This is a genomic window from Lacticaseibacillus manihotivorans DSM 13343 = JCM 12514, from assembly GCF_001435035.1.
Taxonomy (GTDB): domain Bacteria; phylum Bacillota; class Bacilli; order Lactobacillales; family Lactobacillaceae; genus Lacticaseibacillus; species Lacticaseibacillus manihotivorans.
The window spans coordinates 1-12,695 of sequence record NZ_AZEU01000247.1 but is presented as its reverse complement, the minus strand read 5'-3'; the positions used below and the strand labels follow the sequence as shown (position 1 = coordinate 12,695).

9 protein-coding genes are annotated in these 12,695 nt (G+C 47.4%); 5 read left to right on the top strand and 4 right to left on the bottom strand.

Features of this window, described 5'->3' with window-relative positions:
- Positions 1-693: 693 nt before the first annotated feature.
- Positions 694-1,503 (top strand): transporter substrate-binding domain-containing protein, encoded by an 810-nt coding sequence (locus FD01_RS12980; protein WP_054716955.1) that lies wholly within the window; start codon positions 694-696, stop codon positions 1,501-1,503.
- Positions 1,504-1,804: 301 nt separating this feature from the next.
- Complete coding sequence (locus tag FD01_RS12975) at positions 1,805-3,679, top strand: sensor domain-containing diguanylate cyclase (protein WP_225436271.1); 1,875 nt, start codon at positions 1,805-1,807, stop codon at positions 3,677-3,679.
- A gap of 51 nt (positions 3,680-3,730) precedes the next feature.
- Here FD01_RS12975 and FD01_RS12970 read toward each other — a convergent pair whose 3' ends face one another.
- A complete protein-coding gene (locus FD01_RS12970) occupies positions 3,731-4,414 on the bottom strand; it encodes a hypothetical protein (protein WP_056964710.1) in 684 nt (227 codons plus the stop codon).
- A gap of 51 nt (positions 4,415-4,465) precedes the next feature.
- On the opposite strand from FD01_RS12970, the gene FD01_RS12965 reads away from it, so the two are divergent.
- The 3 genes from FD01_RS12965 (at position 4,466) to FD01_RS12955 (ending at position 7,377) form a co-directional block, all read left to right on the top strand.
- Positions 4,466-4,927, top strand: coding sequence for a hypothetical protein (locus FD01_RS12965; RefSeq protein ID WP_054716942.1), 462 nt, complete (start codon positions 4,466-4,468; stop codon positions 4,925-4,927).
- A gap of 806 nt (positions 4,928-5,733) precedes the next feature.
- Entirely contained in the window at positions 5,734-6,897 is a 1,164-nt protein-coding gene (locus FD01_RS12960) for a GGDEF domain-containing protein (protein ID WP_054716939.1), read from the top strand.
- 90 nt (positions 6,898-6,987) lie between these two features.
- Positions 6,988-7,377 carry a DUF1093 domain-containing protein gene (locus FD01_RS12955; RefSeq protein ID WP_054716936.1) on the top strand — a complete coding sequence of 130 codons (390 nt, stop codon included), beginning with the start codon at positions 6,988-6,990 and terminating at the stop codon, positions 7,375-7,377.
- 311 nt (positions 7,378-7,688) lie between these two features.
- Here the strand turns inward: FD01_RS12955 and FD01_RS12950 are convergent, their stop codons facing one another.
- The 3 genes from FD01_RS12950 to FD01_RS12940 all read right to left on the bottom strand — a co-directional run bounded on the left by FD01_RS12950 (position 7,689) and on the right by FD01_RS12940 (position 12,101).
- The gene (locus tag FD01_RS12950) at positions 7,689-8,975 is read right to left on the bottom strand and encodes a metallophosphoesterase (RefSeq protein WP_054716978.1); all 1,287 of its coding nucleotides are present in this window, start codon (positions 8,973-8,975) and stop codon (positions 7,689-7,691) included.
- Between the two features lie 217 nt (positions 8,976-9,192).
- Complete coding sequence (locus tag FD01_RS12945; RefSeq protein ID WP_054716933.1) at positions 9,193-9,834, bottom strand: DNA alkylation repair protein; 642 nt, start codon at positions 9,832-9,834, stop codon at positions 9,193-9,195.
- A gap of 527 nt (positions 9,835-10,361) precedes the next feature.
- Positions 10,362-12,101, bottom strand: coding sequence for a glycosyltransferase family protein (locus FD01_RS12940; RefSeq protein WP_056964708.1), 1,740 nt, complete (start codon positions 12,099-12,101; stop codon positions 10,362-10,364).
- Between the last annotated feature and the right edge of the window lie 594 nt (positions 12,102-12,695).

Below are 12,695 nucleotides of genomic sequence, written 5' to 3'. Positions count from 1 at the left end.
ATTTGAAATTGGGACTCCAGCTGGCTCGTCGATACATAGTGAGGGTCCTCGGCCGAACTAACTTGAATCACTCGCTACGCTCTTGATCCAAGTGGATTTCGACCTGTGGAACGCAGTAAGCGGTGAACCGCCAACTGCGTTCTCACTATGTATCGACGGCCAGCTTCCGTCCCAATTTCAAATCACTTCCACTCCGCTAGACTACCGACACCTGATGGCTACGAAACGTACGATACCAACGTTTGTGTGACATCTAGTTTGGAGATGCCGTCGTACATATGCGTGTTAAATCTGTATGCTAGTGATATTAACGTAGAAAAGCTGTGTGCGGAGACAAAAAGCGCGTAAGCGGGCTGGCCATCAGCCGTGGGGCTCTTAGCGGTTTACCGCTTAGAGCCCAGCGAGAAGGAGATCCACTTGAATAATGAGCGAAGCGAATTATCCAAGTTAGCTCCGACGAGCGACATTGCGTTTCATGACCAGCCCGCTGGAGCGCTTTTTGTCGGAGCCCACAGATTTTCGTGCCGGAGGCATATTGGTAAACCTAGCTAGAAGATTTAAAACACACTGACGAGTATCATGTTGCAGATGAGAATTTTCTTGCCAAAAACTTATTTAAAGAAAGTGCTTGACCGCCATAAGTTGTTTCGTTAGGCTGGAAGTATTCGTGTGTTATTGGAGGAGATTTTAACTATGAAGTGGCAAACTTTGCGCAAAGCGTTATTCGGCGCGGCCCTGACCGCAAGTATTGCGTTGCTCGCAGCGTGCGGTAACAGTACAACTAGCAAAACCAGTGGCACCTTTAAAGACGATTTGGTCACCAAAGATACCTTGACCATCGGCTTGGAAGGTACCTACAAACCTTATTCCTATCGTGAAAACAACAAATTAGTGGGCTTTGAAGTCGACCTTGGTAAAGCCGTCGCCAAGCAAATGGGCGTTAAAGCAGAATTCAAGCCAACCAAGTGGGACTCTTTGATCGCCGGCCTTGGTGCAGGCAAGTTCGACTTGGTGCTTAACAACATTACTCAAAGTCCTGAACGGGCCAAGAGCTACTTGTTCTCTGACGTTTACACTTATTCCCATTATGTGTTGATTTCACCAACCAGCAAGCCGATCACTAAAATTGCTGATATCAAAGGCAAAAAGTTAGGCGAATCCACTGGGTCTGACAATGCCATTGTCGCCAAAAAGTATGGCGCAACCGTCGTCCCAGTTGAAAACTTCACCACTGACTTGCAAATGATCAAAGATGGTCGCATCGATGCCAATATCAACGCTGCCCCATCTTGGTACGCGTATAAAGCTGACCATGCCACCAAAGGCTTGACGATGACAGAATTGCCAAGCTCTGAAGTCGCACCAGCCAAAGTTTCCGGTTTGTTGAACAAGAAGTCCACGAAGCTGCAAAAACGCGTCAACAAAGCCCTTAAAGTCCTGCGTAAGAATGGGACCTTGAAGCAGTTATCGATGAAATACTTCGGTGCCGATATCACCAAATAACGCTAAAATTTTACTCAAACGGTCTGGTCGAATGGTTTTCGATCAGGCTTTTTTCGTGGTCAAGGGATCGTATCCGCATGCATCATGCATGTCATCGGCGCCTACTGCAACAAATCGTGTGATAATATTAGCATTTCCTCACTGTTCGTCACACTTCGTAGCATTAGGCAAAAGCGGGAATAAAACGTTCGCCTATGGTCGGATATTCAATGGCCTATACTTTATTTTAATTAAATATAGGCGTATAATTTAGCGATAATTGAACGTTGACGTCTTCTTTAATGGAGGAATAGGTGTGAATATGGATCCGGGAGACAACGTTGCGACCTTGGGAACAGCGCCGCTTGAAGCGCCGCTGTGGTTTGCGCAACTTTTGATCACCTTTATGTTTGCCACCGGTTTTATCAGCTATTACCGCCGTATTTGGCAGGTGGCCAATAATTGGTTTGCGGATAAGCCGGTATATAAATGGTTGATCCGTGTCGTGGTGGCGTTGGTCGCCATCGGCATCGGCACTGGTTTACATATGGTTGGCTGGTTAGTCTTTACCAACGCCACTGGCTTAATGTTTCATAATATGGGCTTGTTTGTGCTGACCTTTATCTTACTGGATGAACATGTCACCTGGTGGGAATATGGCATTCGGGTGGCTGGGGTTGCTGATGTATGGTTGATGCATCATATGGGTTATTTTGATCGGCCGCAGTTTGTAATTTCAGCGATTGGCGCGTTGATCGGTTTAGGGGCACTATGGTTTTGGCGCAATCACATTCGCTACCGGGTATGGCGGCATATCGGGGCCTATATGTTTTTAGGGATCTGTTTTTGGACGCTGTTGCCACCACATTCGGCAGGGCTTACCGTAACGCCTGCCATCATTATCCAAGGTTTGTCGATGTACTTTGTGATGGTGGTCGTCACTGCCATCACGTTGGGTCGCGATCACAAACTCGATGTGCAAAATGCGGTCAATGCGCAGTTGGCTCAGTATGATTCGTTGACCAATGCCAAAAGTGCGTCGATTTATCGCCGGGATGTGACCCATTTCTTCCAAGAAGCACATGAAGAAGGGCATCATTTAACAGTCGCGGCGATCGATATCGATCATTTTAAACAGATCAATGATCATTATGGTCACTTAGTCGGCGATGATGTGTTGATCGGCGTGGCCCGCAGCATTGACGCTGAATTGTCGCAACATCAAGGTCGGCACTCCTTGTACCGCACTGGTGGCGAAGAATTCAGTATTGTCTTTGTCGATGCCACGCTAGATGCCGTGCGCGAAATTGTCACTGCCGTTTGGCAAACTGTGCAAAAACAACCTTTTGATGCAGGGGAATATACGGTTAAAACCACACTTTCCATTGGGGTCGCGGAATTGCATCCAGAAGATCACAGCTTTGATGATGTGTTTGCGCGCGCAGATGCATCGCTTTACCAAAGCAAACACAATGGGCGCAACGCGATCACAATCGGGGATGTGACCTTGAACTCCGATGTGAAGCATCATGTGATGGCGACGCGAACGTTGATCAGCCAAGCAGTTTTAGATGCGACCGTTGATGGCACCCCGGTTGAAGCGCAAGAAGTTTTATTGGCACGCTATGAATACGATCATGATCGCTGGAATTTCCCGACGGATTTTGTGATCCCGATCGATGTTCAATTGAATTATATCCGCGAGTTGTTAGCTTCAGGCAATACCCATCGCGTGATGTTGCACTTATCTGAATTACAGTTTGTGAATCCAGAGACCCCGGCGCGCTTAACGGCGTTTATTGACGGCGAACCAATGGCGGTCAAGCTCATGGTTGAAGTCGATCATAACATCAACGTCACCGCTTTAGCTGAAAATGCCGCGCGCTATCAACAAGTGGGGATCGAAGTCGGGCTTATCAACTTAGATGCCCGCAAGTCGTTGTCAGCATTAAAACCGCGACTGCCATATGTGAATATGATCAAGCTGGCTTGTGCGAGTGTACGTGATCGCTATCCCAATGGGCTTTCCGATCCAGAGCTGCAAACCTGGGAAAACACGCTGCGTCCTCGTCACTTAAAACTGGTGATCAATGGCATCGAAAATTCTCAAGATGCTACGTTTGTCCATGAGAAGTTACATGTCCAGTATTTGCAAGGGTATTATTACGATCGCCCAGAACTACCGCGTCTAGCTTAAATTCAAAAGAGGTCAAACATCATCGACGATGTTTGACCTCTTTTTGGGAGACTAAGAAAGTTCATGATGCGCAGACTGCACGAGCTCATTGAGTAAGCCGAATAACTCAGCATCTTGGGATTTGACGCCGGCAAGCATTTGCGTCAATAAATGATCAAAGCCGACATAGTTTTCACTGACGCCGAGTAAAATCGGTGCCAAGGTGGCCAAATCGATTTCATCCAACGGCACGGTTTGGTGACTTAAGGACCAAGCTTTCGGCACGAGCTTATCTAATAAGACGATTGCCGGCACCAAGCGGCCCAATTCAGCAATGGCGGATGCTTGTAAGCGGTTGGTGATACTGAACAAACAAAACGTGGCTAACCGCTTGCGCTGACGATAAGACATTGCCAAGTCCACTTCAAAATCTGGCGTCGGTTTTGGCAAAGGGGGTTGGCCGGCGAGCGCTGCGCCGATGACTTCATGACGTCGTCCATAAGCTAAAGCCCGGTCAATCGCACTTTGTACCATCGGGGTGACTGTGGGGAAACTGGTTGCCGTTTTAAAAAAGACTTGGTCAGTGGCCACGACATTATGCGCCGACATGGCGAAAGTGCGCGGCCGTAGATCGCGACTTCGCGGTAGGAGTTGTTCCGTCAAAAAGGCCGCATCATCGTTATGGGCCAAGCGCATCATCACTAAGATCAACAGTCGTTGTGGCACAGTTAAGGGCATCAAGTAAGTTTCAGACATGTTGTCTCCTCCATAGTGGTATACTGAAAGAAAAATTTTGCGAGGTGTCTTATGAGTTACGAGGTCGATTTCAAAAATGTGTCTACGATTGGGTTAGAATCTTCACCAAACGCTGAAGCTTTAGCGGGTTTGCGGGCTAACGAAGCGCGGTATTTCTGGAACAAGTATAAAGTCCATTTTGTCACGGAACCTGCTGCTGAAAAGCCGGAACTCATCGCCTATGTCAATGCCATTTTAAGTGAACGGGATCTCCACTTTGCCGCAAAGCCTTTAGAAGTCAGTCAAAATATCGTCGATGGCGTCAAGTGGACGCATGTCTTTTATGAAGACGGCTTAGGCATCAATGTGTTATACACTGAAGCTGAAGGCGGCAAGCGCGCAGTCGGCATCAAGTTGTCAGATGGGATGGAAGTCCCAGCAGAACTGGTCGGTAAGTTCAAGTTCGCCCATCAAAAATCCAAGCTCGCCGGCGTGATCCGTGGCAGTTTCTTCGTGATCAAAGGCGAATACTAAACTATCCGGCATCAGGTGCTAGTCGTCTGGTTGCGTTTCAGTGATTTGAAATTGGGACTCCAGCTGGCTCGCCGCTGCATAATGAGGGTCCTCGGCCGAACTAACTTGAATCAGTCGCTACGCTCCTGATCCAAGTGGATTTCGACCTGCGGAACGCAATAGGCGGTAAACCGCCAACTGCATTCTCACTATGCATCGACGGCCAGCTTCCGTCCCAATTTCAAATCACTTCCACTCCGTCAGGCCACTGGCACCTAATGGCTACGAATCGCATGATGGCAACGTCGCAACATAAGCGGACTTAGTTTGTAAGCTAGCGATACCAACCTAGAAAATGTGTGGACGGAAGCGACTTGGCAAAACGGAGGAAAACTGGACAATTGCCCGTGGCAGTGAAAGCAAGTGAAACGCCGGTTTGTGGCGGTTCGCGCAGATTTCACCGGCAGATTAAGAAACAAAGCGGTTTTCTTTGGTTCTTAATCTAGGCAGAAGAACATCGGCCTGGGTTTGGCCGATTTCTGGCGCCGGCCGCACCGGCAACTTGTCCAGTTTTCCGCAGTGTCGCTAAGGCGCTGGAGCCCACAGATTTTCGGGCCGTAAGGCATATTGGTATCGCTAGATGGAAGATTAAAACCACACTGACGTTGTCGGACATTATCAAGGCAAGGCGTCGGGAAATCGACGTCTTTTTGCTTGTCTTCAGAATACGCCCAATGCGGCAACAAAAGCGAATTTAACGCTTGTGAATATGTTTGCACGGCGGTCCTGCAAGCGGTACACTTTTTGTATCAGACTGGGGGAGCAGGATGACAGCTCATTGGATAATTTGGTCGTTTATTGCTTCAATTTTGACCAATGGAATTTTAGTCAGCGGTGTTTTGGCGTTGATTTATTATGTTGGCGAGAATAAATCTGGCTGGTTATTTGTGCACCATGATCAAGTCCAAGTCGTGATCTGCTGGGTGTTTACCCTTTATTTGTTTTTGATGTCAGCCGTTAACGGCAATAGTGCGTCAAATTTATGGGGTGCGCATTGGACCTTCTTCAATGAAATGGTGATTGTCAGCTTTGTGTTCAACTTATTGATGGTGTCACGCATTCACTGGCTCGGCGCGGCCATTGCGACATTTGGCTATTTACTTTATCTGCCAGGCTCGGACATGCCCATGCGTTGGGTTTTGACGGCGATCATTGTCGCGATCCAGTATTTCTTGACGGTAAAAGGTGAACAGATCTGGCATCGGCGCGCAGTGATTTATCCGTTGCTGTTCACTTATGGCGGCATTGCCTTAGTGGATATGGCACTTGGCGCGAAGCCAAAAGACGGCTGGTTTTGGGCACGTCAGCTGATCGCATTAGTGATTTTATCCGTGATGGCTTATGAGTATGCGCGCATGTTGGTTTGGTTGCGACGTAAAAACAATCAATATCAACAAGAAGCGGTGCGTGATCGCATGACTGGACTGAAAAATTTCGGGACGTTCAATACCGAACTCCAAGCGCTTTATCAACGGCATCAACACACTGGTCAAAGTTATTGGCTGTTTGAACTGGATATCGACCACTTCAAAGCCATCAATGATACTTATGGTCATTTGGTGGGGAATACGGTGTTAGAAACTGTCGCCCAAGTTACGTTGGATTTTGCCCATCATTTAACGTATGACACGGCGGTGTATCGCATGGGCGGCGAGGAGTTCTGCTTGTTGTTGCGCAATGGCAATGACGATGAGCAAGCCGCGGCCATGATCGGCACTGAGTTACGGAAGTTGTTAGCGGGATTGGAATTTCATGGTGAAGATGGGACGCCTTTTCAAATTACGGTATCTGTCGGAGCGGAATTCGCTGATCCGGAAGACAAACACTATTTAGATATTTATAATCGCGTGGATCAATTCTTATATACGGTCAAGCGCAACGGTCGTGATGGGTTGAACATCCATGGCAAAACGATTCAGTCATCCAAGTGACAAAACTGTTCGTAGGCAAACGCTGACTAAGATGCGATAATTAATTTATTAAAAGCGGAGGCTTACCGCGAAATACAAGGAGCGATACTTATGCGCAAAGCAATTATCGGCATCATCGTTTTAGTCATTGTGGCTATTGGTGGGTTTAAAGTGTATAGCTATTGGAACTCAACTTATAATGGCACCACCAACTACGCCATCGTCCCAACAGCGGTGAAGCACAAGTCTAAAACCGACAAAGGCAAAGACTACAAACAAAATGGCCAACAAGTTTATTATTACGAATATGATTTCAAATGGGCGAATGCGGACGGCAAAACCAAATCCGTCAGCTGGGAATCTGCTGAAAGCACCAACCCAACCCCATTGCAAGCAGGCAGTTACGTCACGGCACAAGTTTCAGCTAAGCGCGTGACCAAAGGGATGAAGAATATTTCAAAATCTGAAGTCCCTGCCAAAGCCTTATCCGCACTTGAATAACTAATGAATGTCTCACGAGAAAATCGTGAGGCGTTTTTGTTTGGGTGACGTCGAAAAATTCTGGGCAGCGTCGTGGTTTTCAAAACAACGTCGAGCGTCTAGCTACGCTTGAAAAGCCGAATCAAAGCCCGATTCAACTTCTCAAGCTAGGCTACCCGATCGACTAAAACCGTTTTGAAAATCACTGGACACAAAAAGACGCCACCTTGCGCTAGGTGGCGTAAGTCAATGGCACTTTGTGGCCTTTGACAATAGTAGGATAACATGAAGCCGCTTGCTTGAATCAAGGTTGTGGTGAATTTTGGAATTCCTTAATATCTCAAGAATAGGCGGTGGTCTGGTAAGTTATGATCGATCAACATCGCTTGCGCGCGTTTGCGTAAATGTGAGTTGCCCATGACCACCTTGTAGCCAGCCATTTCTTTTAAGGTATCTAAACCACCGGAATCATTACCTGAGAAAAAGCGCCAGTTTAATTCGGCCAAGAAAGTCGTTGCATTTTTCAGATCATCACCGCGCAAGCCGGCGTCGCGTGCTTCTTGCCAAACGATCGGTAAGGCTTGGGTTTCTTTGAAGTCTTTTTCCAAGTGGTGTTGGTAATTCAGCAAGCGCGGGTAAGTACGTTGAGTAGCAGTGAGGTAAGGCGTGAGGTTTTGTTTTTGCGTGCGGTAGGAGAAGGTATCTTTGGTCAACGTGACCACACCATAAATGCCAGGGGTTTCTGAGAAGCTGGCTGAGACGATTTCTTTGGTGGGGTATTTTTTGCTTGGATCAGCGGAAATATCTTGGGCGTGAATATGACCGGAGAACACGACTGGCACCTTATATTCAGCCAACAGCTTGCGCAGCGCGTTGGCATTGTCTAACGTCCAACCGACAGAATGCGAATTGTGGTCATATAAATTGTGATGCATGAAGACCAAGGTTTGGCGGTGTTGTTTTTTGGCAGTTTCTAAACGTTGGCGGATCCAGTTCAACGTGCTTGGACGCAAGCGGCCGCCAGTCATCGGTTGAATATTTGAAGGCTGAACGGTGTAGATGTTGTCATCAAGCATCAACAGTTGATAGTTTTGATTTAGATTCACCGCGTAACTCAGCGAGTCGGCATCTTCAGAAGCTTCATGTTGGTAACCATCGCTGAAGATCTTGCGCCATGCTTCAGGTGAAATTTGCGTCGTTTTGTATTGTTCTTTGCCTTTGAATCTGCGTGCCCAGCCATCATAAATATCATGATTGCCAGGGATGATCAGCACATGAATGCCTGCGTTTTGCAGGGGACGCAGGCGCTTGGCGATACTTTTGGCACTGGCGAGTTCGCCGTTAAGCGTGACATCGCCGGTGATGATCACAGCAGTCGGCTTTTGTTTCAAGGCTTCTTGAACGAAGGCGTGAATCGCAACCGGTTGATCAGTGAGGTCTTTACCTGCCGCAGAACCATTGATCAACTGCCAAGCGTGTTTTTCGTCATGCAAACTCGGGGCGATAAAATGCGTATCGCTGGTGACCCACAAAATCGGTTTGGATTCGTTAGACAATACTGGTTCATGATCAGTGCTTTGCGGATAACAAAAAGCCAGTGCCGCTGCAAAGCCGCACATGGCCACTAAACTTGCGATGATGGCAACCAAACGTTTCACGTGAAAACTCCCCTGACGATTCCAGTGAGTTTCAAAACGTTTTTAACCGGCCGGGTAGCCTAGTTTGAAGCGTTGTTTTGAAACTCACGGCAATTCCATTTTCTTCTATTATTGTAGCGCAGTATCGACCACAAGCCTAGACGAAACGCAGGGATAAGTTGGGTGCAAGTCAGTTTCTTTAAAGGTGTTTTGAGGCTTCGCGCACCGCGAGTTTGGAAAGCTCGGGATGTGCATGAATAAAGGCTTTGACCCATTGTGCATTACCTCTGGCATATTGACGTAACGCCCAGCCAATCGCCTTTTGGATGAAGAATTCATCAGTGATTAAGTCGTATTCGATTGCTTGAGTCAGTAAGTGCAAATCCGTTTCAGATTTGGCAGACAGTTGCAGCGTGATCGCCACGCGTCGCAACCAGAAATCGTCTTGACCGAAAAACAGCGCCCAAACTTTTGGCATGTCTTCGTAGTGGTGTTGTAAATAAATCCAAAAAATCGGCCGTAAATTGTCGACGGTATCCCACCAAGATTTCACCGTGACATAGCGCGCTAAAGTTTGGATCCCATCAAAATTAAAACGCGTGGCGTATTTGCGGGCGAGGGCTAAAGCGGCGTATTGGTATTCACGTTCAGGTTTGGCGTAAAGTTCAGCGAATGCGTCAAGCAGTTGGCTTTGATCCCAAGCTTTCGCCTGTTGCAACAACGGCTTTTCTTGGGTTTTGCGTTGTGGTGATTTTAACCCGATAAATGGGAACTGATTGCGCATATAAGCGCTCATCGCTTGGGCATTTTGCGGGTCGCCAATAAATTGAAAATCTAGCATAAGAGCCTCCAAAGTGATTCAAATTTGCCAAACTGGAATTTTGCAGTAGTTTTGAAGCGGGAGTGGGAAAGCAGGACAAGATGAAATCCAAAATGACTTGGCGAGACTGGGCCTTGTTTCTTGCAGTGATCAGCATGATCATCGGGGTTCATATGGTTTTATCTACACATTGTCGTCTGGGCGCAATGGCTGGGTGTCAGTATCACTTTAGGGGCGTTGATCGGGATCGACTGGCATGACTTGGTGAATCAGTGGCGCAAGCTTTGGCCATTTTCAGTAAAGTTGTGGTTAGTCGCTTTGAGTCTGATGTTTTGGGCAGTTGCAGTCAGTCGATTAGGCTTGCACTGGCAACTCGCTCGATTAGTCGGTTTCGAGTTGGTTATCAGTTGCGAGCTGCCTAGTTTAATGGTCATCGGTTTGTTAGTGTTAGAAAAAGATGAAATACCATTGTTTTCTGGCATGTCACCGCTTTGGATCGTACTTTGGATGCTCGTCAGCCCAGGGTCACAACCACAAAACACTTGGGGCTACTGGGTCGTTGTGTATGGTTTGATTTTCGGGGTCTTGTGGTTAGCGAAGCGACCTGGCGGACTTTGGTTGAGTTTGCTTTTAATGAATGGCTGGCGGGGATGATGCTTTAACCGCCACCACGTCCAGAGTAAGCCTAAAGCAAAGATCAAGGAAATCAGGGTGGTCAGGTGTTGAATCCAAGTCCCCGTGTATTGTACCGTCAAAGCGCTTGGATGGGAACGGCCGACTTTCACGCCTAACAAGCCGTTGACGTTTTGTACCTGATAGGTTTTATTGGTTGAGCTGACGGTATAACCTTTGTAGGCAATTTTAGGGAGCAGAATTATCCCTGACTGTTTCGAGGTCGAGGCAATTTCGTAAGTTTCAGCACCGTTTGATTGCTGACCGGTACGCGTCCCGAACCCGGCTAATGTGATCCCTGATTCGGCTTTGGCAAAAGTACTGCGATGCGGATCAGTGGCAATCGTTGGGCTGACGCTGGTCGGCAAATAATCATACGTGCCACCAATGGCGTTGTTGGCAGTGTTGGCGTTCTTGTTGTTAACGACCAAAATGCTATCTTGCGCTTTCAAGCTGTTGACGACGGCATAGTTGAATGAAAGGGCCAAAAGGGTGGCGAAGGCGATCAAAGCAATATGATGGTGATGGATCAAACGCATGGCGAGCATGGCACTGAGTAACGCCGCGACCATCAACAAGCGCCATTCAAATTGCAAGGTAGCTAAGAAGCTGTGTTGAACGATCGGCCATAACATCAAATTACTCGATAAAATGAAGATGAGCCAGGTGACCGCAGTTAGTTGACGGTCACTTTTTGAGCTGGTTTTGAATTGAAATAGTGCGAAAATCAGGATCAGTAGTGCAAGCGGCCCGACACTGGGGCTGATTTTCGCCCAGACACCACTGGCATTGCTCAATGAGTTGCTCAACAACTTCGCCAAGGAGAAGTTCAAACCGACTGGCCATAATGCTGGCGCGCGACTGAGTTGGAGCTTTTGATACGCGGCTTGTTCTAACATCGGCCCCGTTAAGAATAACGTCAAAATCATGGCAGTTAACGCCGCGCGACCCTGCGTCAAGAATTGGATCTTGGTGAGCTGATGGGTGATAGCGCGATATGCATCAAAGCAGATCATCAAGATGGTGACGATGCCGGCTGACAAGGGATGGGCGATAAACAACAGGGTCATCCCAATGGCTAATGTGCGCCAATGCGATTCAGGTTGCAAACTGCGATAAAACCCAAGCACGACCAGTGGCAGCAGCATGATCGCGAGGCTTTCGCCGATATCCCCGCGCACGAACAAATCAATCAAGCGATAGGTGTTCGTTGCATAAAGTACGGCGCCGAGTAAGGCTTGCTGAGGCTTGAAAACTTTGCGCGCACAGCCGTAAGCCATCAGACTGGTGGTGATGGTCAACGTGAGTAAATACAAGTTGTAAGGCAACACGAAGCCACCGAGTACTGCTTTAAATAAGACAAACGGTAATAAAGTAAATGAATTGTAGAAAATATCAACAGCATAGCCGAATCCGCCTGCCATACTCGGCAAAACCCGTGGCAAGAAATCGTGATCTTTCATGACCGAAGTGTAGTAAGCCAGCATTCGGGCTTTATGAAATAAGAAGTCATCTTGATTATAGATTTTGCCCATGGTCAAAAAAGGCAGGCAAATGACGACGGCGATCCCTAATAAAATCAGAAGATGAAAGTAAGTTTGTTTTTTGGAAGTCAAAAGGGGCCTCCTTACTGAAAAGCGGATTATTATTTCATTGTAGCACGATGTGTTAAAAGGACGATGATTCTAGGGAAGCTAGGCAACTTAAGCCTATTTTGAAACTCTTTGTCAGCATCGCGCTTTTTGAAGCAACGCACCTACGGGTAGCTACGCATGAGAATTCAAGCCCAGACCAGACTTAAATCCTCACGCTAAGCTACCCTTGGTGCTAAACCCGCTTCAAAAAGCTCTGGGGAATGTCGTGATTTTCGAAGCAACGTGAACACGGCTAGCTACGCGCAAGCACTTGTGCTAGGCTACCCGGTCCACTAAGTACGCTTCGGAAATCACTGGTACAAAAAAGCCGCCATGGGCTTGGCGGCAAAAGGTTGGGGTTTATTACTATCACTTTGGAGGAGTGATGTTGAATCGGCGGGCACCGATTCAACTTTGAAAATGAAAAAGTGGGGTAGAAATGAGGGGGTAGCTCGTTTCTATGTTGTTTATACTACCGGCGAAATGTGGCGAAATTGTGATCACAACAAGACCTTTTAATGCCTTTGATTTACAATTTAAGTGCAAGATGATAAGTGCAAGAAAAAGGACTCATAG